The organism is Kribbella antiqua, assembly GCF_004345665.1.
In the GTDB taxonomy this organism is placed as follows: Bacteria; Actinomycetota; Actinomycetes; order Propionibacteriales; family Kribbellaceae; genus Kribbella; species Kribbella antiqua.
On record NZ_SLWR01000003.1, the window covers coordinates 42794 to 63751 of the forward strand.

23 protein-coding genes and 1 riboswitch are annotated in these 20958 nt (G+C 68.1%); of the genes, 15 read left to right on the forward strand and 8 right to left on the reverse strand.

All coding sequences use genetic code 11. The annotated features are described in order from the left end of the window. Positions 1-42 precede the first annotated feature (42 nt). The 4 genes from EV646_RS09640 (at position 43) to EV646_RS39960 (ending at position 3686) form a co-directional block, all read left to right on the forward strand. A complete protein-coding gene (locus tag EV646_RS09640) occupies positions 43-891 on the forward strand; it encodes a hypothetical protein (protein WP_132146321.1) in 849 nt (282 codons plus the stop codon). Position 892: 1 nt separating this feature from the next. Next, a complete protein-coding gene (locus EV646_RS09645) occupies positions 893-1612 on the forward strand; it encodes a class F sortase (RefSeq protein WP_132146324.1) in 720 nt (239 codons plus the stop codon). A 585-nt stretch (positions 1613-2197) separates the two neighbouring features. Next, positions 2198-3022, forward strand: a complete 825-nt coding sequence (locus tag EV646_RS09650; RefSeq protein WP_132146327.1) for a hypothetical protein — start codon at positions 2198-2200, stop codon at positions 3020-3022. A 253-nt stretch (positions 3023-3275) separates the two neighbouring features. Then, positions 3276-3686, forward strand: a complete 411-nt coding sequence (locus EV646_RS39960; RefSeq protein WP_241995689.1) for a class F sortase — start codon at positions 3276-3278, stop codon at positions 3684-3686. Between the two features lie 6 nt (positions 3687-3692). On the opposite strand, the gene EV646_RS09660 is transcribed toward EV646_RS39960, so the two are convergent. Then, positions 3693-4985, reverse strand: a complete 1293-nt coding sequence (locus EV646_RS09660) for an MFS transporter (protein WP_241995691.1) — start codon at positions 4983-4985, stop codon at positions 3693-3695. Between the two features lie 156 nt (positions 4986-5141). On the opposite strand from EV646_RS09660, the gene EV646_RS09665 reads away from it, so the two are divergent. Beyond that, the gene (locus EV646_RS09665; protein WP_132146333.1) at positions 5142-5591 is read left to right on the forward strand and encodes a MarR family winged helix-turn-helix transcriptional regulator; all 450 of its coding nucleotides are present in this window, start codon (positions 5142-5144) and stop codon (positions 5589-5591) included. A gap of 1 nt (position 5592) precedes the next feature. Beyond that, a complete protein-coding gene (locus tag EV646_RS09670) occupies positions 5593-5775 on the forward strand; it encodes a DUF3099 domain-containing protein (RefSeq protein WP_132146336.1) in 183 nt (60 codons plus the stop codon). Here the strand turns inward: EV646_RS09670 and EV646_RS09675 are convergent. Continuing rightward, complete coding sequence (locus EV646_RS09675; RefSeq protein ID WP_132146339.1) at positions 5747-6682, reverse strand: cation diffusion facilitator family transporter; 936 nt, start codon at positions 6680-6682, stop codon at positions 5747-5749. The two genes, EV646_RS09670 and EV646_RS09675, sit on opposite strands and share 29 nt — an antisense overlap. An 86-nt stretch (positions 6683-6768) precedes the next feature. On the opposite strand from EV646_RS09675, the gene EV646_RS09680 reads away from it, so the two are divergent. The 5 genes from EV646_RS09680 to EV646_RS09700 all read left to right on the forward strand — a co-directional run bounded on the left by EV646_RS09680 (position 6769) and on the right by EV646_RS09700 (position 12267). Beyond that, complete coding sequence (locus EV646_RS09680) at positions 6769-7371, forward strand: helix-turn-helix domain-containing protein (protein WP_132146342.1); 603 nt, start codon at positions 6769-6771, stop codon at positions 7369-7371. A gap of 78 nt (positions 7372-7449) precedes the next feature. Beyond that, positions 7450-8613: an NAD(P)/FAD-dependent oxidoreductase gene (locus EV646_RS09685; RefSeq protein WP_132146345.1), complete on the forward strand. Its 1164-nt coding sequence runs from the start codon at positions 7450-7452 to the stop codon at positions 8611-8613. Beyond that, positions 8610-10370: an FAD-dependent oxidoreductase gene (locus tag EV646_RS09690; protein WP_132146348.1), complete on the forward strand. Its 1761-nt coding sequence runs from the start codon at positions 8610-8612 to the stop codon at positions 10368-10370. The genes EV646_RS09685 and EV646_RS09690 overlap by 4 nt, the downstream gene beginning before the upstream one ends. Then, the gene (locus EV646_RS09695; RefSeq protein WP_132146351.1) at positions 10367-11269 is read left to right on the forward strand and encodes a dihydrodipicolinate synthase family protein; all 903 of its coding nucleotides are present in this window, start codon (positions 10367-10369) and stop codon (positions 11267-11269) included. The genes EV646_RS09690 and EV646_RS09695 overlap by 4 nt, the downstream gene beginning before the upstream one ends. Continuing rightward, positions 11266-12267 carry a proline racemase family protein gene (locus EV646_RS09700; protein WP_132146354.1) on the forward strand — a complete coding sequence of 334 codons (1002 nt, stop codon included), beginning with the start codon at positions 11266-11268 and terminating at the stop codon, positions 12265-12267. The genes EV646_RS09695 and EV646_RS09700 overlap by 4 nt, the downstream gene beginning before the upstream one ends. A gap of 3 nt (positions 12268-12270) precedes the next feature. On the opposite strand, the gene EV646_RS09705 is transcribed toward EV646_RS09700, so the two are convergent. The 5 genes from EV646_RS09705 to EV646_RS09725 are packed head-to-tail and all read right to left on the reverse strand — an operon-like array spanning position 12271 to position 16093. Next, complete coding sequence (locus tag EV646_RS09705; protein WP_132146357.1) at positions 12271-12618, reverse strand: UBP-type zinc finger domain-containing protein; 348 nt, start codon at positions 12616-12618, stop codon at positions 12271-12273. Between the two features lie 9 nt (positions 12619-12627). Then, positions 12628-13464: a 5-oxoprolinase subunit C family protein gene (locus tag EV646_RS09710; protein WP_132146360.1), complete on the reverse strand. Its 837-nt coding sequence runs from the start codon at positions 13462-13464 to the stop codon at positions 12628-12630. Further along, positions 13461-14066 carry a 5-oxoprolinase subunit B family protein gene (locus EV646_RS09715; protein WP_132146363.1) on the reverse strand — a complete coding sequence of 202 codons (606 nt, stop codon included), beginning with the start codon at positions 14064-14066 and terminating at the stop codon, positions 13461-13463. The genes EV646_RS09710 and EV646_RS09715 overlap by 4 nt, the downstream gene beginning before the upstream one ends. Continuing rightward, on the reverse strand, positions 14066-14818 hold the full coding sequence (locus EV646_RS09720) for a LamB/YcsF family protein (RefSeq protein ID WP_199236913.1): 753 nt from the start codon (positions 14816-14818) through the stop codon (positions 14066-14068). The genes EV646_RS09715 and EV646_RS09720 overlap by 1 nt, the downstream gene beginning before the upstream one ends. A 15-nt stretch (positions 14819-14833) precedes the next feature. Next, on the reverse strand, positions 14834-16093 hold the full coding sequence (locus EV646_RS09725) for an NRAMP family divalent metal transporter (protein ID WP_132146368.1): 1260 nt from the start codon (positions 16091-16093) through the stop codon (positions 14834-14836). Positions 16094-16249: 156 nt separating this feature from the next. Between EV646_RS09725 and EV646_RS09730 the strand changes: the two genes are divergently transcribed. The 3 genes from EV646_RS09730 to EV646_RS09740 all read left to right on the forward strand — a co-directional run bounded on the left by EV646_RS09730 (position 16250) and on the right by EV646_RS09740 (position 18904). After that, positions 16250-16972 (forward strand): GntR family transcriptional regulator, encoded by a 723-nt coding sequence (locus tag EV646_RS09730; RefSeq protein WP_132146371.1) that lies wholly within the window; start codon positions 16250-16252, stop codon positions 16970-16972. A gap of 86 nt (positions 16973-17058) precedes the next feature. Then, complete coding sequence (locus EV646_RS09735) at positions 17059-18492, forward strand: aminopeptidase P family protein (protein WP_132146374.1); 1434 nt, start codon at positions 17059-17061, stop codon at positions 18490-18492. A gap of 193 nt (positions 18493-18685) precedes the next feature. Further along, positions 18686-18904: a hypothetical protein gene (locus EV646_RS09740; RefSeq protein ID WP_132146377.1), complete on the forward strand. Its 219-nt coding sequence runs from the start codon at positions 18686-18688 to the stop codon at positions 18902-18904. Positions 18905-18908: 4 nt separating this feature from the next. Here the strand turns inward: EV646_RS09740 and EV646_RS09745 are convergent, their stop codons facing one another. Then, positions 18909-20366, reverse strand: a complete 1458-nt coding sequence (locus tag EV646_RS09745) for an alpha/beta hydrolase (RefSeq protein WP_132146380.1) — start codon at positions 20364-20366, stop codon at positions 18909-18911. Between the two features lie 97 nt (positions 20367-20463). Between EV646_RS09745 and EV646_RS09750 the strand changes: the two genes are divergently transcribed. Next, positions 20464-20817 carry a DUF3817 domain-containing protein gene (locus EV646_RS09750; protein ID WP_132146383.1) on the forward strand — a complete coding sequence of 118 codons (354 nt, stop codon included), beginning with the start codon at positions 20464-20466 and terminating at the stop codon, positions 20815-20817. Further along, positions 20815-20907, forward strand: a riboswitch (glycine riboswitch). It overlaps the preceding gene by 3 nt. The last annotated feature ends 51 nt before the right edge of the window (positions 20908-20958 follow it).

Consider the following 20958-nt stretch of genomic DNA (forward strand, 5'->3'; position numbering starts at 1 on the left):
ACATGGGGAAGATTTGTGAACGACACATCGGTGGACCCGCGCATGAAGTCGAAGAGTTCACGCGCGGTCGCGCTGCTCGGTGGAGCCGGCGCGCTGGCTCTCGCCCTAGGCGGCGTCACCCTGGCAACTGCTCCGTCGGCGTCGGCCGAGACTGTGACCACGGTGCCGGGCAACCCGAAATGCTCGGACCTGATTGCGGGCTCGACGGAGATCAAGTTCGACCCGCCGACGCCGGGGTCCAAGGAAGCCGACGGGGTCACGGTGACGTGGACCAAGACCGGTGACCTCGTCAACTTCACCGCGACGGGTGGATCGGTGCTCGGCGCCATCATCAAGGGCGGCCCGAACGCCAACTTCTACGACTACCGTCCAGGCGGAACGATCGCTGGAGTCGGGCTGCACACGCCGGTCAACGACAACAACGGCAAGTACTACGGCATCAGCCACGTGAGCTTCTGCGTCGGCGAGGGCACCACGCCGACGCCGACTGAGACGCCGACGACTACGCCGACGCCGACTGAGACGCCGACGACTACGCCGACGCCGACTGAGACGCCGACGACTACGCCGACGCCGACTGAGACACCGACGACTACGCCGACGCCGACTGAGACACCGACGACTACGCCGTCCGAGACGCCGACCACCACGCCGTCCGAGACGCCGACCACCACGCCGACTGTGAGCCCGACGAGCACCGCCACGAGCCCGACGGTCGGAGTTCCGACCGAGGTTCCCGCGGGTCTGGACGGCGGTCTGAAGAGCACCTCCGCGAGCACCGGCAACAGCAGCCAGAGCATCTGGGGTATCGCGCTGCTGGGCCTCGGTGGTCTGCTCGTCTCCGCCGGTGTACTGAAGGCACGGCAGCGCCGCGGTCAGCACTCGGCCTGATATGCCCGCACAGCGTCGCCGCCCGGGGCGTGCTCGTTCATCCTGGTGGACCTGCGCGGCCCTGGCGGCCGGCGCCGCACTTCTCCTGACCGGCGGATACCTGCAGCTCAGGACAAGCGATGCTGATGAGGGCCGGCAGCAGACAGCTGCCGGCCCCTCGTCTGTGTCCAACTCGACGCGTAAGACGTCCGCCAAACCGACGAAGCCGCCGTCGAAACAGCCCACCACGTCGACGACCAAAAAGACCACGGTGCCGCCGGAGATCCGAAGCACGGCGCCGGTCCGGCCGGGCAACCCGGTCAAGGTCTCGGTGCCCACTCTGGGCGTCTCCGCCCGGGTGCTCGGGATTCGCGTCCGCGACGGCGCCCTCATCCCGCCGTCCAATCCGCGCCTGGTCGGCTGGTGGTCAGACGGGGCTCAGCCCGGCGCGGCGGAGGGATCGGCCGTGATCACCGGCCACACCGTGCACGACGGCGGTGGCGCGTTCGACGACCTCGATCAACTCGCCGCCGGGGACCCGGTCAAGGTGACCACCGGGCGTGGCGCTATCAACTACCGGGTCTCATCGGTGACCATCTATCGCAAGAAGGCGCTGGCGACGGCGGCGACGAAGGTGTTCAGCCAGAGCGTTCCCGGGCGGTTGGTTCTGATCACCTGCGACGACTGGGACGGTACGGCGTACTTGAGCAATGCCGTCGTCATCGCCACCCCCATCGACTGACAGCGACCAAAGTCGCGCGACCAGATTCCTCGATACGACCTCGGCGCCTTCAGCCGAAGAGTCCTTCCAGCGGTCTCCCGGTTTCTACCTCACCCGCTGACCGGACGTGCGCCACTCACCAAAATCCCGCCGCCGATCGGCGCGAGCAGCCAGGTGACCGCGCCGGCCGGGCGCGGTGACAGCCCAGAAGGTCGATCGCCAGCCCGAAGTGCTTGTCCGAGCGCCGTACCGCCGGGAAACACCCAGCACCTTCGCGATGGTCAGGCCAGCATCGTGTTAGTGGCGTAAGTCAACTACTCTGCGTCCTGTCCGGAAACGGTTCGGTTGCAAAAAGTAAGGGCCACGGCGAGTCGCGGACCTGCTACTTGCGGTAGGCAACCTCGGGCCACCAGAATGCCGACAGCCCTCGTTCTTGTGGGGCGGACCGGAACAGACCGGTCCGGGGATGACGGCACACATCCGGCGTAGGCCGGTTATCGACGGATGGCTTGAACCGCCTGGTCCAAGCCGGGGGATGTTTCTCCCGGGGACCACCGACGAAACGCCGGTCACATCGGCCGGCCTTCAGACTTTGGGGAAACAACTGTGAACGAGACATCGGTGGACGCGCGCGTGAAGTCGACGCGCTCCCGCGCGGTCGCGCTGCTGGGCGGGGCCGGCACGCTGGCCCTCGCACTGGGGGGCATCACCCTCGCGGTGGCGCCGTCGGCCTCGGCGGACGGCAAGGTGATCAGCGGCAACCCAACCTGTGCGCAGGTCATCCCAGGCTCGACCGAGATCAAGTTCGACCCGCCGACGCCGGGTCAGAAGACCGCCGGCGGCGTCACGGTGAACTGGACCGAGGGCGTCTTGACGCAGGACGACCCCGAGCACGCCGGTGACCAGACCGGCGGCCAGATCGTTGCCTTCACCGCCACGGGTGGCGTCGTGTTCGGCGCCCTGGTGAAGGGCGGCCCGGCGGCAAACTTCTACGACTACCGGCCGGCCGGGGTGACCTCGGGTTCCAAGTTGCACCCGCCGGTGAACCCGAACAACCAGAAGTACTACGGCATCAGCCACGTAAACTTCTGCGTCGGCAAGAAGCCCACGCCGACGCCGACCAAGACGCCGACCAAGACGCCGACCAAGACTCCAACCAAGACCCCGACGACGTCGCACACGCCGACCAAGTCACCGACGTCGTCCAGCACTCCGTCGCCGTCGGTGACTCCGACCAGCACGTCGAGCACCCCGGTCGCGATCCCGACCGAGTTTCCCGCCGGTATGGACGGCGGGCAGCAGTTCCAGAACACGGCCACGAGCACCGGTCACCAGAACGCCTGGGGGTTCGCACTGCTCGGCCTCGGTGGCGTGCTCATTTTCGCCGGTGTACTGAAGGCACGGCAGCGCCGCGGTCAGCACTCGGCCTGACATGCCCGCACAGCGCCGCCGCCCCGGGCGTGCTCGTCCATCCTGGTGGACCTGCGCGGCCCTGGCGGTCGGCGCCGCACTTCTCCTGACCGGCGGTTACTTGCAGTTCAGGGGCAACGAGGGCCGGCAGCAGACAGCTGCCGGCCCTTCGGCAGCTCCGGCGAGTACGACGTCTGCCAAACCGACAAAGTCCGTACCCTCGGAGATCAGAAGTACGACGCCGGCGCGGCCCGGGAGCCCGATCAAGGTTTCGGTGCCCAGCCTGGGGATTTCCGCTCCGGTGCTCGGGATTCGCGCTCGCAACGGCGTTCTCAACCCGCCGTCCAATCCGCGCTTGCTTGGATGGTGGTCCGATGGCGCGCAGCCCGGTGCGGCGAAGGGTTCAGCCGTCATCACCGGCCATACCGTGCACTACGGCGGAGGCGTGTTCGACGACCTCGAGCAGGTGGCCAAAGGCGCGACCGTCAAGGTGACCACCGGACGCGGCACGATCGACTACCGCGTCACCTCCGTGACCATCTACCGCAAGAAGGCCCTGGCAAAGGCGGCCACAAACGTCTTCAGCCAAAGCGTTCCCGGCAGGCTGGTCCTCATCACCTGCGACGACTGGGACGGCACCGCCTACCTGAGCAACGCCGTCGTCATCGCCGCCCCCATCGACTGAGACCGGTCACCTGCTGACCGGACGTGTGCCACTCACCAACCTCTCGTCGGGATTGGTCCGAGCCGATGGCTGAGCGTGAACCGGGTGGTGCGGGTGCGATTGATGAGTGGTGGAGATCCGCTGCCGACGGTCGATGAGGCCGGAGAGCAGCGCGACGGCGAGGCCGGAGGTGGCTAGGGCTGCGGCTACCCAGTTGGGGGCGGTGTAGCCGAGGCCGTGCTCGATGGTCAGACCGCCGAGGTAGGCGCCAATCGCGTTGCCCAGGTTGAAGGCTGCGATGTTCGCCGCAGATGCCAGGGCAGGGGCGCCTTGTGCCTTGTCCATCACTCGCTTCTGCAGCGGGGCCACCGTGGCGAAGCCGGCTGCACCGAACAGCGCGATGGTTACGGCTGACGACAGCTGCCCGTGCGAGGTGAAGACGAACGCGACCAGTACGGCGGCCAGCACCGCGAGGATCACGTACAGGCTCGGCATCAAGGACCGGTCGGCTGCCTTGCCGCCGAGGAGGTTGCCGACTACGAGACCGCCGCCGAACAGCACCAGTAACCAGGTGACCGCACCGGCAGAGAAGCCCGCGACCTCGGTCATCATCGGCGCGATGTAGGTGAACGACGCGAACACCCCAGCGAAGCCGAGCGCGGTCATCGCCAGCGCCAGCCACACCTGCAGGTTCTTGAAGACGGCCAGTTCGCTGCGCAGGCCGGGTCCCTCGGAGGTGTCCTGGCGCGGCACCAGGAAGATGATGCCGAGCAGCCCGATCACGCCCAGCGCGGTGACGGCCCAGAAGGTCGATCGCCAGCCGAAGTGCTGTCCGAGCGCCGTACCGCCGGGAACGCCCAGGACGTTCGCGATGGTGAGGCCAGTGAACATGAGCGCGATCGCGCTTGCCTGCTTGGCCTTCGGGACCAGCGACGCGGCGACGACCGAGCCGACGCCGAAGAAGGCGCCGTGCGAGAGCGCTGCGACGATCCGCCCGGTCATCAGGACGCCGTACGACGGAGCGATCGCGGCGAGCAGGTTCCCCGCGATGAACACGCCCATCAGCGCAATCAGGACGGTCTTGCGGGAGACCTTCGACCCGATCGCGGTGAGCAGTGGGGCACCGACTACGACGCCCAGCGCGTAGCCGGAGATGAGCAGACCGGCGGATGGGATGCGGACGCCGAAGTCGGTGGCGACCTCAGGGAGCAGACCCATGATGACGAACTCGGTTGTGCCGATCCCGAAGGCGCCAATTGCTAACGCCAGAAGTGCAACCCCTCGCTTCGCTTGGGGGTTGGGGGTTGCGGCTGCGGGCATCGTGGTGTGGCTCCTCGAATGTAGTCTGGTGACTGCTACCGGCGTGCGCGATAGTTGCACACGCTTACTATTGCACAAGCGCTATGATTGCTCATGCAATCAGTCAGATCAAGTCGGTGCGTGCTGTGAGCGGCGGCACGGGTCGGAGGAGGAGCTGTGGGACTACCGGATGACGCCGCGGAGGCGCGGGCGCAGGGGTGGCGGACCCTGGCTGCTCTGCATGCCCGGATCGAGGACGAGCTGGAGCGCGCGCTGCAGAAGCAGCATGGGCTGTCGGTGAGTGAGTACAGCGTGCTCGACGTACTCGCGCGGCAGGACGACTACCACCTGCGGATGAACCAACTGTCGAACGCGGTGGTGCTGAGCCAGTCCGCGACGACCCGGCTGGTGAACCGGCTCGAGGACCGCCAGCTGCTGCAGCGGTACCTGTGCCCGACGGACCGCCGTGGCATCTATACCGAGGTCACCCAGGCCGGCCGCGACCTGCTCGAGCAAGCCGAGCCGACGCATGACGCAGTACTCACGGCCGCCCTGGAGAAGGCCGCTGAGCTGCCTGAGCTCGCGCCGTTGGTCGACGCCTTGGACAACCTGCCGCTGAAGGTCTGAGATGGCCCGGCGATACGACAACCGCAAGCTCTACATCATCCTGATGGGGAGTTGCCTGGTCCTGATCGGGCTGGCGTGGTTTGTCGTGCGGCTGTTCTCGGTGCCCGTCGCGATCGGTATGAGCGCGGTCGCGGCGGTGCTGCCGCCGGTCGCGGTCATCGTTGCGAACTGGGGTCAAGACTAGGGGCCGACGACGGGTCCAGGTACAGATGCCGGACCATCGGGTACTGCCGCCGTACCTCTTGGTCGATCGAGTCGGCGAGTTGCTCGACCGCGGCACCGGTGGTCTGTGCGTCGACCAGATCGACGGTCGCCACCACTAGGACCTGGTCCGGGGCGAGCCGGAGACTGAGCAGGTCGAGGACGCCCTCGATGCCTGGCTCCTTCGCGATGACCTCGCGGATCCGGCGCTGGGTGTCGACCGGGAGCGCCTGGCCGATCAGCATCGCCTTGTTGTCCCGGCCCAGCGTGAACGCGACCGCGATCAACAGCAGCCCGATCGCGATCGACGCCGTACCGTCCCAGAAGTCGTGTCCGGTGAGGACCGCCAGGGTCACGCCCGCCGCCGCGATCAGGATCCCGATCAGTGCGGCCGAGTCCTCGAAGGCCACCGTCTTGACCGCCGGTTCGGCGTTCCTCAGGTGGGTCAGGATCGGCAGCCCTTCGGCGCGGGCTTCGCGTCGTACCTGGGTGAATGCGCGCAGCCAGGAGATGCCCTCGAACACGAAGGACAGCGCCAGCACGGGGTAGATCACCGCGAGGGCCGCGATCGGCTCCGGGTCGAGTACGGCGCGCAGACCTTCCGCGATGGAGAATCCGGCGCCGAGCACGAAGATCCCGACCGCGGCGAGCAGGGACCAGAAGTAGCGCTCCATTCCGTAGCCGAACGGGTGGCGCGTATCGGCGGGTTTGCGGCTGCGCCGGAGGGCGGTCAGCAGGAACGCCTGGTTGAGTGTGTCGGCGACGGAGTGTGCGGCCTCGGCGAGTAGCGCGGTCGACCCAGACAGCAGGCCTGCGGTCAGCTTGGCGACTGCGATCGCGAGGTTGGCCGCTCCGGCGAGGAGGACGGTGCCGTCGGATTCGTCTGCCATCAACTCCGCGTGCCCGCGGCCTCCGGGAGCCAAACAAGACGCCGGCGATCGAGGGCGACGGCGGCGAGCGGGTCGGGATGTGTGGCATGCTCCGGGCTGTGGCGATGGGTGCGGGTCGGTTGCTCGGGGCGAACTTGCGCGCTCGGCGGGATGAGCAGGGGATCTCGTTGTCGGAGCTGGCGCGGCGGTCGGGGATCGCGAAGGGGACCCTGTCGCAGCTGGAGTCCGGAGCGGGGAATCCGACGATCGAGACAGTGTTCAGTCTGTCGAACGCTCTCGGGGTGCCGGTCTCGGCGCTGCTGAGTGAGGCGCCGGCCGCGGATCTGGTCGTGGTGCGGTCGGGCGACATCGACGTACTGTCCGGCGAGGCGATCGACCTGCGGATGCTGCGGCGGCTCGAGCATCCGGGCGGGCTGTTCGAGATCTACAACCAGGATGTGCGGGCCGGAGCTGTCCAGCATTCGGATGGTCATCCCGGGACCGAGCATCACATCGTGTTGAGCGGGCGGCTGCGGGTGACGACACGGGGCCGGACCGAGGAGCTGAGCGAGGGGGACTACCTCGCCTTCCGGGCCGGTGGACCGCATGAGTACGAGGCGCTCGACGGGCCAGTCCGGTCGGTGCTGCTGCTGGAGTACCCGCCGGATGCGTACCCGGTGACCCCCGGCAGCCCGCATCTGCCTGGGTGATCTCGTTGACCTGGGCCGGGATCGCGCCGTACGCTCAATATCGTTCATTTTAGTGAACGACCTGCGAGGAGACCTGCCATGCCCCGAGCCGCGACGGCCGACGTGGTTGTCGTCGGCGCCGGCATCATCGGCGCGGCGTGCGCCGAGGCGCTGACCGCTGCCGGGGTGCGCGTGATCGTGGTCGACCGTGGCGCGGTTGCCAGTGGTACGACGGCATCCGGGGAGGGCAACGTGCTCGTCTCCGACAAGGAGCCCGGGCCGGAACTGGAGCTGGCGATCGCGTCGCGCGCCGAGTGGGGCGTCGTACTGGATCGGCTGCCTTCGCGGGTGGCGGACGTGGAGTGGGAGTCCAAGGGCGGGGTGGTCGTGGCGACGACCGATCCTGGACCGCTGCGGGCGTTTGCGGCCAAGCAGCAGGCGGCTGGGGTCGATGCGCGGGTGATCACGGCGGCGGAGGCTTTCTCGTTGGAACCGCTGTTGACGCGGGACGTGACCGTCGGAGTGCACTATCCGGAGGACGCGCAGCTGCAACCGGTGCTGGCGGCAACTGCTTTGCTGACCGCCGTACGGGACCGTGGGGGTGAGGTGTGGTCGGGCGTCACGGGGTTGTCGGTACGACGATCCGCCCAAGGTCGGCTGATTGGGTTGTCGACCTCCGCGGGTGAGATCGCTTGTGGGGCAGTGCTGAACGCGTGCGGGCCGTGGGCGGGGGAGTTCGGTGCGACGGCGGGTGGGCCGATCCAGGTGCTGCCGCGGCGCGGGATGATCCTCGTGACGGCGCCGCTGCCGGAATGCGTGCGGCACAAGGTGTACGACGCGGACTACGTCGGCGCGGTCGGGAGCGGCGACGCGGATCTGCAGACGTCGACGGTGGTCGAGTCGACGCGGGCCGGGACGGTGCTGATCGGGTCGAGCCGGGAGCGGATCGGGTTCGACGACTCGGTGCGGGTGAAGGTCTTGCGGGAGCTCGCGCGGAAGGCGGTCGGACTGTTCCCGTTCCTGGGCGACGTACCGGTGATGCGCGCGTACGGCGGCTTCCGCCCGTACGCCCCGGATCACCTGCCGGTCATCGGGCCGGACCCACGCGTCGAGGGCCTCTGGCACGCAACCGGCCACGAAGGCGCCGGCATCGGCCTCGCCGCCTCGACCGGCCGCCTGATCACCGAACTCTTCCTCGGTCTCGCACCTCACGTTGCTCCAGAGCCGTTCCGCGTCGACCGTCCGGCGGTGATCGCCGCATGAAGATCACGGTGAACGGCGAATCAGTCGACGCCGAGCCGGGCCAAACGGTCGCAGCCGTCCTACTCACCAACGGCCACTCGTCGTGGCGCACCACCCGAGTCGAAGGCCGTCCCCGAGGCGTCCTCTGCGGCATTGGCGCCTGCTACGACTGCCTGGTCGTAGTCAACGGCACCCCAGACATCCGAGCCTGCCAGAGAACCGTCCGCCAAGACGACGCAATCACCACCCAGCAAGGTGCTGTGCTGCCTTCGTCGACTGTGGTGCAACGCGCACCGGCGACTGCGAATCGGACAGCGGATGTTGTTGTGGTCGGGGCAGGGCCGGCGGGGATGGCGGCGGCTTTGGCGGCGGGGGATGCGGGGGCGAGTGTGGTGTTGATTGACAGTGCGCCGGCTGTGGGTGGGCAGTTCAATCGGCAGGTGGCGGTTCGGGATGAGCGGCCAGAGCGGTTTCAGCATGGGTGGAAGAGGTTTGTTGCCAAACGGGATCGGCTGGTCGCGCATCAGCGGATCACGCATCTGGCGGAGGCGTCTGTTTGGGCGTTTGAGCGAGGCAACCGGGTGTGGGTGCAGCGGGGGCCGGCTGATGGGGTTGGGCGTGAGGTGTTCGCGGTTGATGCCAAGGCTGTTGTGTTGGCGACCGGTGCGTACGACCGCGTGCTTCCCTTTCCTGGTTGGGATTTGCCGGGGGTTTACAGCGCGGGAGCCGCGCAGGCGCTGGCCAAGGGACAGCGAGTTGCGGTAGGCAAGCGAGTGCTGGTCGCGGGCACCGGACCGTTCCTGCTGCCGGTTGCGGAGTCGCTGGTCGGCGTCGGCGCGAAGGTCGTCGCGTTGCTCGAGGCAAACAGCGTGAAGACTGTCCGGCAGGGGTGGGCGACGGATCCGTTGGTTGCCAAAGGCAAACTCTCGGAGGCTTTACGGTACGGCGTGATGCTCGCCCGGCACCGGATTCCGCTCAAACACGGCTGGACGGTGATCGCCGCTCACGGTGAGGACCACGTCGAGGCCGTCACCATCGCGCGCCTCGATGCCGGCTGGAAGCCGATCTCCGGATCCGAGCGCCAAGTCGAGGTCGACGCCGTCTGTCTCGGCTTCGGCTTCACGGCCCAACTGGAATTGGCCGTCTCGGCACGCTGCGGGCTGACCACCGGCCCCGATGGCGGCCCAGCCGTCACCGTCGACGCCGACCAGCAGACCACCACCCCCGGCGTCTTCGCCGCCGGCGAACTCACCGGAATCGGCGGCGCCGACCTCGCCGCCGCCGAAGGACGGGTAGCCGGCACCGCCGCCGCCCACCACGCGCTGGCCGCCGCCACACCGGACGCATCGGCCCCACTTTGTGCACCGTTGCCGCATGAAACGGCGTCGGACGTACGGACGTCGTGCACAAAGTCGGCGGATGCCGCACGGACGAAGGTCAAGGAGGGCCGGCGGTTCGCGGCGGCGTTGGCGAAGGCGTACCCCGTGAGGGACGGGTGGCAGAGTTGGAGTGGGCCGGACACGGTGGTGTGCCGGTGTGAGGAAGTGACGCGGGGCGACATCGAAGGGGCTGTTGCCGAGCGGGGTGTGGCCGATGGGCGGGGGTTGAAGCTCACCAGCCGGGCTGGCCTCGGGCTGTGTCAGGGGCGAGTGTGTTCCCGGACCGTCGCCGCGATCAGCTCCAACGGACAGAACGATGTACCAGAACCATCAATGAAACGACCGATCGCCGTGCCCGTCAGGTTGCGCGATCTGGCCGAGGCTCAGGAGGAGCTGTGAGCGAGAAGTTGGACGGCGTGATCGTCGCCACCGCACTGCCGTACGCCGAGGATGCGTCGGCGCCGGCCGGGTTGCGGCCCGATCTGGACAAGTACGCCGAGCACTGCCGCTGGCTGGTGGACAACGGCTGCCGCGGCGTCGGGCCGAACGGCTCACTGGGCGAGTACTCGTCGCTCACCGACGACGAGCGCCGCGCTGTCGCCCGGACCGCGATCGAGGCCGTGGGCAACGATGGCGTCGTGGTCGTCGGCGTACACGCGGCCGGCGCACACCAGGCCCGGGCGTGGGCCGAGAAGGCGGCCGAGGACGGCGCCGACGGCGTACTCTGCCTGCCGCCGACCATGTACCGCGCGAACCGCGGCGAGGTCCTCCACCACTTCACCGAGGTCGCGAAGGCCGGCCTGCCGGTGATGGTCTACAACAACCCGATCGACACCAAGGTCGATCTGACCCCGGACCTGCTCGCCGAGATCGCGCAGATCGAGAACGTCGTCGCGGTGAAGGAGTTCTCCGGCGACGTCCGCCGGGTGCTCGAGATCCGCGAACTGGCGCCCGATCTGGCCGTCGTCGCCGGTGCCGACGACGTGACGCTGGAGGCGCTGCTGATGGGTGCGACCGGCTGGTTCGCCGGGTTCCCGAACGTGTTCCCGAAGGAATCGGTCCGGTTGTACGACCTCGCCGTACAGGGCAAGCTGGAACAGGCGCGGGCGCTGTACGAGCCGCTGGTCGCCGCGTTCCGGTGGGACTCGCGGACCGAGTTCGTCCAGGCGATCAAGTACGGCATGGACTACGTCGGCCGGTACGGCGGTCCGTGCCGCCCGCCGCGTGGACCGCTGGTGCCCGAGCACCTCGCCCAACTGGAGCAGGACATGAAGAAGGCCGTGGAGAGCTTGCGATGAGGTCCGTCCGGACGATCACCGCGATCGACTCGCACACCGAGGGGATGCCGACCCGCGTCGTCACCGGCGGCGTCGGTGTCATCCCCGGTACGACGATGGCCGAACGGCGCGAGTACTTCGTCAAGCACATGGACGACCTGCGGCTGTACCTGATGAACGAGCCGCGCGGTCACTCGGCGATGAGCGGCGCGATCCTGCAGCCGCCGACCCGGGCGGACGCGGACTGGGGAGTCCTGTACGTCGAGGTGTCCGGCTGCCTGCCGATGTGCGGTCACGGCACGATCGGCGTCGCCACCGTGCTGGTCGAGTCCGGCATGGTGGAGGTGACCGAGCCGATCACCAAGGTGCGGCTGGACACGCCGGCCGGCCTGGTCGTCGTCGATGTTGCTGTGAGCAACGGTCGGGCCGAACATGTCACGCTGCAGAACGTCCCGGCGTACAGCCATGCCCTGGACGCTTCCGTCGACGTCGCTGGCCTTGGCACGGTGACCTATGACATGGCGTACGGCGGCAACTTCTACGCGATCCTGCCGCTGGAGCAGCTCGGCCTCCCGTTCGACCGGGCCGAGAAGGACCGGATCCTGAAGGCCGGGCTGGACATCATGGCCGCGATCAACGCCACCGACCGGCCGGTGCACCCGCTTGACCCGGGGATCCACAGCTGCAAGCACGTCCAGTTCACCGCGCCGGGCCAGAACGGCAGCCACTCCCGCAACGCGATGGCGATCCACCCCGGCTGGTTCGACCGCTCGCCGTGCGGCACTGGGACCTGCGCGCGCATGGCCCAGCTCCACGCCCGCGGCGAACTGGCCCTGAACACCGACTACGTCAACGAGTCCTTTATCGGTACGACGTTCACCGGCCGCCTGCTCGAGGAAACCACGGTCGGCTCCTACCCGGGCGTCGTACCCACGGTCCGGGGCCGAGCCTGGATCACCGGCATGGCGCAGTACCTTCTGGACCCGGAGGACCCGTTCCCGGCCGGCTTCGTGCTGTAGACGTCAGTTCAGCTTGCTGGCCCAGTCGTCCGGGACACGGCCGGTGGGGCCGGGGGCTGGCTGGTCGTCGGGGTGAGACTGCGGCGGGGCGAGATCGGGGCCGTTGTAGTAGGCGTTCTCCCCGTAGTGCCAGAACCAGTCCTCGTCCGGCTCGAAGCTCTGGACGATCGGGTGGCCAGTCTCAGCCGCGTGCGCGGAAGCATGCTGCGCCGGCGACGAGTCGCAGCACCCGATGTGCCCACACTGCGCACACCGACGAAGGTGGAACCACCATCCGCCTCCGTCCAGGCACTCAACGCAGCCGGTCCCGCTCGGCGTAACGCTGCTGTCGATTCCCGGTATCTCGGTCATATCGGCAGGCTAGCCGATCAACCGCAGAGATTGGCCCGGTCGGAGTTGAGCGCACGCGTCGAGGTCCGCACCGGCGACGTACGCGATCACGGGATACCCGCCGGTGACTGGGTGGTCGGCCAGGAAGATCACGGGGAGGCCGGAGGGCGGGATTTGGATGGCGCCTAGTGCCATGCCTTCGCTGGCTAGTTCGCCTTCTCGGGCGCGGTCCAGGGGGTCGCCTTCCAGGCGGACGCCGACGCGGTTGCTGTTGCTGCTGACGACGTACGACTGAGTGGTGAACGACGACCACCCCGCGTTGGTGAACCAGTCCCGCCGCGGTCCAGGAGTTACCCGTACGACGACCTCGCCGCCGGGTGGATCGGCGACGGGAGCGAGGTCGACACCTGGCATCGGCCCGTACGAGCAGCCAACGGGCAACGTCTGGCCGGAGCTCAGCGGTGCGGGGCCCAGACCGCTCAGAAGATCGGTAGAGCGCGAGCCCAGGACGGCAGGGATATCCAGCCCGCCGCGGACGGCGACGTACGTGCGCAGGCCGGTCCGCGGCGGACCGAACCTCAGCACCTCACCGGCCTTCACGATCGCGGGCGCGTTGAGGGGAACGCCAGGGCACGGCGCGCCGGTGATCGCGACGACGAGGTCGTTGTCGGCATGCAGGACGAGCCCGCCGAAGGTGACCTCGATCGCCGCGGCGCCAGCGTGGTTGCCGACCAGCCGGTTGGCCAGCGCGTACGACGTGCGGTCGCAGGCGCCGGAGGCCGGCACGCCGAGGGCCGCCTGGCCGATCCTGCCGTTGTCCTGGATTGTTGCCAGAGGCCCTGATTCGAGAACGGTCAGGGTGCTCATTCACGACCTGCGTCGACGAAACGGACCCGCCGGCCCGGGTGGAACAGAGCCGCAGGTTCGCGCTCCTGGTCGAAGATCTTCACGTGGGTACGCCCGATCAACTGCCACCCGCCGGGCGACTCCCGCGGATACACCCCGCTGAACTCCCCGGCCAGCGCCACGGCGCCGGCAGGCACCTTGGTCCGCGGCGACTTCCGGCGGGGAATGTCCCAATCCCCGAGGCCGGTCAAATAGCCGAAGCCCGGCGCGAAACCGCAGAAGGCGACGGTCCAGTCATCACGAGTGTGCCGCGAGACCACCTCAGCCGGGCTGCAGCCGAGCAGGTCGGCGACATCCTGGAGATCCTCGCCGTCATACACGACCGGGATCTCGAGCAATTCGCTCGCCGCCCGCCCCCCGGCCTGCGGCTCGACCGCCCGCAACGCTCGGGCCAACGCGTCCAATGGACCGTCGGTGCTGACCATCACCGTACGGGCGGCAGGGACGATGTCCACGACATCAGCCGGCGGATCCGCGGTCAGAGCGGTGTAGTAGCCGAGGACCTGGTCGAGATCGTCAAGCTCGACCAGCAGCGCATGATCGCCGGACGGCAGGATCCGCATCACCGGCTGAACGGGCTCAACGTCACGCCCGCCCCCTCCAGTGCGGACCGGACCCGTCGCGCGATGTCCACGGCACCAGGAGTGTCACCGTGCACGCAGATCGACGCCGGCTCGACCTTCAGCGCCCCGCCCTCGCTGTCCAGGATCGGCTGACCGGTCGCCATCGCCGTACACCGCGCAGCGATCTCGTCCGCATCGTGCAGTACCGATCCAGCCTGACGACGCGACACCAGCGTCCCAGCAGGCGTGTACGCACGGTCTGCAAAGGCTTCGTGAACGACGGTCAGACCGGCATCCGCAGCGAGTCGCAGCCAGGCGGACCCCTGCAGACCGAGCACCGGGAGCGAGCGGTCGTAATCCGCAACCGCTCCAACGACCGCGGCCGCCTGCTCCTCGTGGTGCCCGATCGTGTTGTAGAGCGCACCATGCGGCTTCACGTACCGCACCCGGTCACCCGCGATCCGCGCGAACGCATCGAGAGCACCGATCTGATAGACGACCTCATCGCGAAGCGCGGCCGGCTCGATGTCGACGAACCTGCGGCCGAAGCCGGCCTTGTCGGCGTACCCGACGTGGGCCCCGATCGCCACCCCGCGCTCGACCGCCTGGCCGGTCACCCGGCGCATGATCGACGGGTCGCCGGCGTGGAAACCGCAGGCCACGTTGGCACTGGTGACGACGTCCAGCAGCGCGCTGTCGTCACCCATCGGCCAGGATCCGAAACCCTCACCGAGATCCGCGTTGAGGTCCATGAACACTCCTACAACCTAGAACAACTCGAACACTGGCTTCACCGACCGGATCGCCAGATAGATGGTCAGTAGCCAGGCCGCGCCGCCCACGGTCAGCAGCCACCGTGGGTACCGGTACCCACGGAGCAGGTCGGGACGCTGCCAGGCCACCCAGAGCAGCACGCCGACTCCGATCGGCAACAGCAAGCCGTTGAACGCCCCGGCGAACACCAGCAGTTGCGCGGGCGCCGTACCGACGGACAGATAAATGACTGTGCTGACGGCGATGAACAACACCACCAGGACGGTCCTGGTCCCCTCCGTGGTCTTCGTCCGCGAGGTGACGAAGCTGACGGTTGTGTACGCCGCTCCGATCACACACGCGATCGCCGTCGCCCACAACAAGATCCCCACGGCCCGCAGCCCGAAACCCGCAGCCGGTTCGGCCACGGTGACACCGAGAACAGCGAGGAACAGTACGGCGCGCAGCACCCCAGCGATCACGATGCCGGCGACCGACGCCCGGCTGATCGACCGGACGTACTGCGGCCCGGATACGCCGGAATCGAGCAGCCGGTGTGCTCCGGCGTACATGACGTAACCGCCGATCGTGCTGCCGATCAGCGTGGTGACGACAAGGAAGTCGGCATGCTCCGGCAATACGACGTTCCGCAGCGCCTTGCCCATCGGTGGATCGGACGCGACCGCGAGCCAGCCGGTGACAGCGATCATCACCAGGCCGAGCACCAGCACTGCCCGGTCGAGAGCAACCCCGGCCCGCCTGGCCAAGAAGATGCCGATGGCAACCACTGCGGAGAGCGCCGCGCCGATCCTGGGATCGAGACCGAACAGAGCATCCATCCCCAAGCCGGTGCCGGACACATTGCCGACGGTGAACACCAGCCCACCGGCAAACAGCAGCGCGGCCATTGCCGTCCCGAGTCTCGGTGCGACGAGGTTGCCCAGTTCCTGCGCCCGGCGGCCGGATACCCCGATTACCCGCCAGACGTTCAGCTGTACGGCGACGTCGACGACGACCGAGGCCAGGATCGCGAACGCGAACGCCGCACCGAGCGAGACCGTGAATGACGTGGTCTGGGAGATGAATCCAGGGCCTATCGCCGAGGTCGCCGTCAGGAAGGTGGCGCCGATCAGCGTCGACCGGGTCCCGGTCTTCATCGCGCTGTCGGGCGTCTTGTGACCGGCGGCGGGACTGAGCCGGCGGGCATAGGGGTTCGTCCGGCGGACGGGTTTGCTCGTGGGTGGTCTACGCGGTCGTGAGGTGCGAGTCGACATGGCGGTGGCTCCTGGATCGCAGGGTGCTGTCGGGATGGTCTCCATGGCTGTGAGTGAGCTGGGGATGACACGAGCGTAGAGATTGTTCAACAATCCTGCAAGAGTCTTGTTCTACTAAACTTTCCCGGAACGCCTCCGGTGAGCGATGATGCGGGCATGAGCACGGGTGAGGTCGACGAGGGCCGGCAGGCGTGGCTGCGCACTGTCGCCGCCGATGTCGCGCGGCTGGATCGCAGCAGCTCCGCCGAGCGCGCCGCCGACATCCTCCGCCGCAGCATCACCGAGGGTGCGCTGCCGCCGGGCGCCCAGCTCTCCGAGGTCGAGCTGACCGAGGTCCTCGAGGTCAGCCGGAACACGCTGCGCGAGGCGTTCCGGCTGCTCACGCATGAAGGGCTGCTCGTCTACAAGTTGCACCGCGGGGTGTTCGTGCCCGAGCTGGACGAGCACGATGTGGTCGACCTGTACCGACTCCGCCGGGTGCTCGAGGTGGACGTCGTACGAGGTCTGGCTGAGCGTGATCCAGAGCTTCCGGCCGACCGGCTCGAGCCGCTGCAGGACGACGTCGAGGCTGCCGAGGCGGCCGCGCTCGCGGATCGGTGGGCCGCTGTCGGTACGGCGAACATGCGCTTCCACCAGCACCTCATCGGTCTCGCCGACAGCGCCCGGATGGATGCGATGACCGGCCGGCTGCTGGCCGAGTTGCGGCTCCTTTTCCATGTGATCGCGACGCCGCGGGAGCTGCACGAGCCGTACATCGGGCGGAACCGAGGGCTCTTCGAGCTGCTCGAGGCCCGCAAGTACGACCAGGCCGCAGCGGACCTGAATCAGTACCTGCTGGACTCCGAGCGAGGTCTGCTGGACGCGTTCCGCTCGCGCTGATCCACCAGTTTGGATAAGCCCTTGCGTCGCGGTCCTCTCACCTTCTTTGATGGCTGTAACCGACAGCCGCAAAGGGGAGCATGCGCATGACCGAGGACGACCGGACCGAGCCACAGCAGCCGAAATCTCACCGGCCGATCGATGCCAAGGGATTCCGGGAGTTCATATCCCGCGGCTGGGGTCCGGTGGACCGATCGGTGACGGTGCCTGAGGGGCTGGCCGAGGCCGCGGCGGAGCATCGACGGAAGTTGTCCGCGGCGCTGCCGGGTCGGCGGATCGCGCTCGCTGCGGGCCGGGCTCCGGTCCGGTCGAACGATACCGACTACCAGTTCCGCGCTGACAGCGACTTCGTCTGGCTCACCGGCTGCCAGGCCGAGGGCGCCGTACTGGTGCTGTCGGCGGATGGGGATGCGACGCTGTACCTGCGGGAGACCGCCGGGCCGGACGAGGCCGACTTCTTCGCGAACGCGCGTGACGGCGAGTTGTGGATCGGTCCGGTGCCGGGGCTGAAGGACTGGTCGGACGCGCTGCAGATCGCCTGCCGCCCGATCGAGGAGCTGCCGGCGGCCGTGCGCGGCGCCGTACCGTTCATGCTGTCGACGCCGGGTGTCGAGCCGATGCTGGACGCCCTGGTCCGGACCTCGCAGGCGGACGGGAACTCGCTGCGGCAGACGCTGGCCGAGCTGCGCCGGATCAAGGACGACTGGGAGCTGGACCAGTTGCGCGAGGCGGTCGCGGCCAGCGTGACGGCGTTCGGCGACGTCGCCAGTGAGCTGCCGGAGGCCATCCGTGGCGGCGGTGAGCGGTGGCTGCAGGGCACCTTCGACCGCCGGGCCCGGACCCTGGGCAACGGCGTCGGGTACGCCTCCATCGTTGCTGCTGGCAAGCATGCTCCGGTGCTCCACTGGGTCCGCAACGACGGGCCGGTGAACGAGGGCGACGTCATCCTGCTCGACGCGGGTGTCGAGACCCGGACGCTCTACACGGCCGATGTCACCCGGACGTTCCCGGCGACCGGCGAGTTCACCGCGGCGCAGCGGCAGGTTCACGACTTGGTGCACAAGGCGCAGTTGGCGTCACTCGATGCAGTCAAGGTGGGAGCGCCGTACCGATCCTTCCAGTACGAGGCGCTGCGCGTGCTGGCCGAGGGGCTGCGCGACTGGGGCCTGCTCGACGTGTCGCTCGACGAGCTGCTCGGCCCGGACGGGCAGCAGCACCGGCGCTACATCGTCTGCGGGACCGGCCACTACATCGGGCTCGACGTGCACGACTGCGACGCGTCCCGGCCGGAGGCGTACTTCGCCGGCGACATCGAGGCGGGGATGGCACTGGCGGTCGAGCCGGGGCTGTACTTCCACCCGAACGACGAGACCGTACCGCCGGAGTTGCGCGGCATCGGCATCCGGATCGAGGACAACGTGGTGGTGCACGCCGACCGGCTGGAGATCCTGACTCAGGACCTGCCGATCACCACCGACGGCCTCGAGCAGTGGACCCAATCGCATCTCAATTCCAGGTAGTCGACCGGCTACACAAAATTATCGGTCACGTGCAGTAACACCGGGGCCGGTCGCAACGATGTATGGAGCGGGGGAGGGTCGAACTCGGCCGGGCACGTGGCAGTGGGGGGCCGCGTACCACGTGCCAGGCCGAGTCGGCCCCGGCTGGGGCCCGGGGGGACCCAGGGATCCTGGGGCACGGGGAGTTGTAGTCATGAATCTGCGAGTGCGTGTGGTGCACTGCGGCAACCATCGCTGGTACGCCGACATCGACGACGCCGACGATCCGCAACCTGACGACCCTTTCTGGTACGTCGACAATTGCCGATCGCAACGGGACGCCCTGGAGATCGCCTGCGGGCAACTCCGGTCACTGGCCGCCGACGCGACCTCCCTGATCCGCGTCCAGGAAGCCCGACTGGTGACGGTCTGAGCCGTCAGCCCGTCGGTTGTACGGCGGCGCACGTCGTGCCGCGGCGCGGGACCTGCAGCGACACGAGGTACGCGTCGACCTTGGTCTGCATGCAGGGGGTCGAGTTGTAGCTGCCGTGGCCCCAGCCTTCGTACGTCAGCAGGACGCCTTCCTTGCCCAGTTGGCGCTCCACGCTCCGCGCCCAGCCGTAACCAGTCGCCGGATCGTGGATCGCGTTGGCTAGCAGGACCGGGGTCGTCAGACCGCGAACGCTCAGCCGGTGCTGGGGGTTGTTCGCCGGCGGCGAGCCAAGGCAGATCGAGACAGCCATCAGCTGACCCGGGTACTTCATGTCCGGGTACTTCCGTGCCAGCCGGTTGAGGTTACCGGCGTACTCCTTGAAGTCCCGGACCGGCAGGTTCCAGTCCTGGCAGAACACCGCGAGCGGGTACGGCGCCAGTCCGGTCGGAACCGGCGGCTGACCAGTCGGTGGCGCGCTGGTGTCCAGCGTCTTCAAGGTGTCGGCCAGCCTGACCCACTGCGGCCCGTACAGCAGCCGGAAGACCGTGAAGCTCAGGTTGAACTGACTGATCGGCAGCGTCGGCTTCTGTGGATCCGGCACCTCACCGCGGTCGGCGCGGGTCAGTAGATCCGCCCAGAGGGCATGGATGTCCCGGCCGTGCAGCGAGCAGGTCGTTGCCGCGTCGCACCATTTCACGAACTCGCTGAACGAGTCCTGATTGGCAGTTCCCTGGGCGTCGAGGAACTTCTTCGTCGGCGCGCTGCTGTGGTCGCTCACGCTCTCCAGCACCATCGCCCGGACCCGGCTCGGATACGTCTCGGCGTACTGGCCGCCGAGCAGTGTGCCGTACGAGCTGCCGTGGAACGAGATCTTCGACTCGCCGAGCGCCGCGCGGATCGCGTCCACATCGCGCACGGTCTGCCAGCTGTCGATGTGGTCGTACACCGCGCCGGTGTTCTTCCGGCAGTCGGTCGCGAGCTCGCGGTTGTACCGGATGGTCGCGTCGAAGTCGGCCTGGCTCTTCAGGATCGGGGACGGTTGCTTGGCCAGCAGTTCGGCCGAACACTTCACCGGGTTGCTGCGGGCGACACCGCGCGGATCGAAGCTGACGATGTCGAACCGGTCCTGCAACGTCTGGCTGAACCGGCTCATCCCCGTCTTGATCCGGTCCACCCCCGAGTCACCAGGACCACCGGGTCCCCACATCAATACGCCGAGTCGGTCCCCTTTCGCCGTACGACGGGCAATCGCGAGACCGAAGGTAGGTCCGTCCGGATCGCGCCAGTCGACCGGCACCTGCAGCGTCGCGCACTGCGAACCCTTGACGACGTTCGGGTCGTCCTTGCCTTCCGGTTTGCAGTCGGACCATTGCACCTGAGCTTCGGCCGGCAATGTCGTGAGTCCGGCCACCGCGATACCCAGCGCCGCTGCACAGGCGATGGCGCGTTGTCTGAAATTCATTCCTTGATCATTGGCAACCGCTTGCTCGGCCACATCCGGGACGAGCCCCGGGCGGACCCCCGGGTGGGTTTGGGGGACTTGTTAGGGTCGGTCGCTGATGAGTACAAAGCACGCGGTGTGGTTCCGGTGGGTGGCGATCGCGGAGGCGGTGTCCTGGACCGGGTTGCTGATCGGCATGTTGTTCAAGTACGTGCTGTCCGACAACGAGCTCGGGGTCAAGATCTTCGGCCCGATCCACGGCGGTCTGTTCATCGCCTACGTGATCACCGTGCTGGTGGTGCGCGGTCCGCTGCGCTGGTCGTGGCCGCTCACATTGGTCGCGCTGGCAGCCAGCATTCCTCCGCTGTTCACCTGGCTGTTCGAGATCTGCGCAGAGCGCACCGGCCGGATTGACGTCGGCCGATCCGCCGCCGTACCGTCGCGGGCGGAAGCTAACTCAACAGCCGCATGAACCCGTGCGGGAGAGACCCGGGCCTGACTCGGGCGCCGTAGGAGCAACTCTCCCCAAGAATCTCTCAGGCACCTTCACCGTACGGGCGAGGCACCTCTGGAAGGGCCCATTTCCTGACAGAGCGGGGAGGACACCAAACGG

Coding starts and splice junctions, on each gene's coding strand:
- EV646_RS09660 (WP_241995691.1), bottom strand. CDS start 4,985: ATGCCCGCAGCCGCAACCCCCAACCCCCAAGCGAAGCGAGGGGTTGCA.
- EV646_RS09730 (WP_132146371.1), top strand. CDS start 16,250: ATGAGCACGGGTGAGGTCGACGAGGGCCGGCAGGCGTGGCTGCGCACT.
- EV646_RS09715 (WP_132146363.1), bottom strand. CDS start 14,066: ATGCGGATCCTGCCGTCCGGCGATCATGCGCTGCTGGTCGAGCTTGAC.
- EV646_RS09745 (WP_132146380.1), bottom strand. CDS start 20,366: ATGAATTTCAGACAACGCGCCATCGCCTGTGCAGCGGCGCTGGGTATC.
- EV646_RS09690 (WP_132146348.1), top strand. CDS start 8,610: ATGAAGATCACGGTGAACGGCGAATCAGTCGACGCCGAGCCGGGCCAA.
- EV646_RS09645 (WP_132146324.1), top strand. CDS start 893: ATGCCCGCACAGCGTCGCCGCCCGGGGCGTGCTCGTTCATCCTGGTGG.
- EV646_RS09680 (WP_132146342.1), top strand. CDS start 6,769: ATGCTCCGGGCTGTGGCGATGGGTGCGGGTCGGTTGCTCGGGGCGAAC.
- EV646_RS09735 (WP_132146374.1), top strand. CDS start 17,059: ATGACCGAGGACGACCGGACCGAGCCACAGCAGCCGAAATCTCACCGG.
- EV646_RS09670 (WP_132146336.1), top strand. CDS start 5,593: ATGGCCCGGCGATACGACAACCGCAAGCTCTACATCATCCTGATGGGG.
- EV646_RS09685 (WP_132146345.1), top strand. CDS start 7,450: ATGCCCCGAGCCGCGACGGCCGACGTGGTTGTCGTCGGCGCCGGCATC.
- EV646_RS09640 (WP_132146321.1), top strand. CDS start 43: ATGAAGTCGAAGAGTTCACGCGCGGTCGCGCTGCTCGGTGGAGCCGGC.
- EV646_RS09725 (WP_132146368.1), bottom strand. CDS start 16,093: ATGTCGACTCGCACCTCACGACCGCGTAGACCACCCACGAGCAAACCC.
- EV646_RS09720 (WP_199236913.1), bottom strand. CDS start 14,818: ATGGACCTCAACGCGGATCTCGGTGAGGGTTTCGGATCCTGGCCGATG.
- EV646_RS09710 (WP_132146360.1), bottom strand. CDS start 13,464: ATGAGCACCCTGACCGTTCTCGAATCAGGGCCTCTGGCAACAATCCAG.
- EV646_RS09700 (WP_132146354.1), top strand. CDS start 11,266: ATGAGGTCCGTCCGGACGATCACCGCGATCGACTCGCACACCGAGGGG.
- EV646_RS09675 (WP_132146339.1), bottom strand. CDS start 6,682: ATGGCAGACGAATCCGACGGCACCGTCCTCCTCGCCGGAGCGGCCAAC.
- EV646_RS09705 (WP_132146357.1), bottom strand. CDS start 12,618: ATGACCGAGATACCGGGAATCGACAGCAGCGTTACGCCGAGCGGGACC.
- EV646_RS09750 (WP_132146383.1), top strand. CDS start 20,464: ATGAGTACAAAGCACGCGGTGTGGTTCCGGTGGGTGGCGATCGCGGAG.
- EV646_RS09740 (WP_132146377.1), top strand. CDS start 18,686: ATGAATCTGCGAGTGCGTGTGGTGCACTGCGGCAACCATCGCTGGTAC.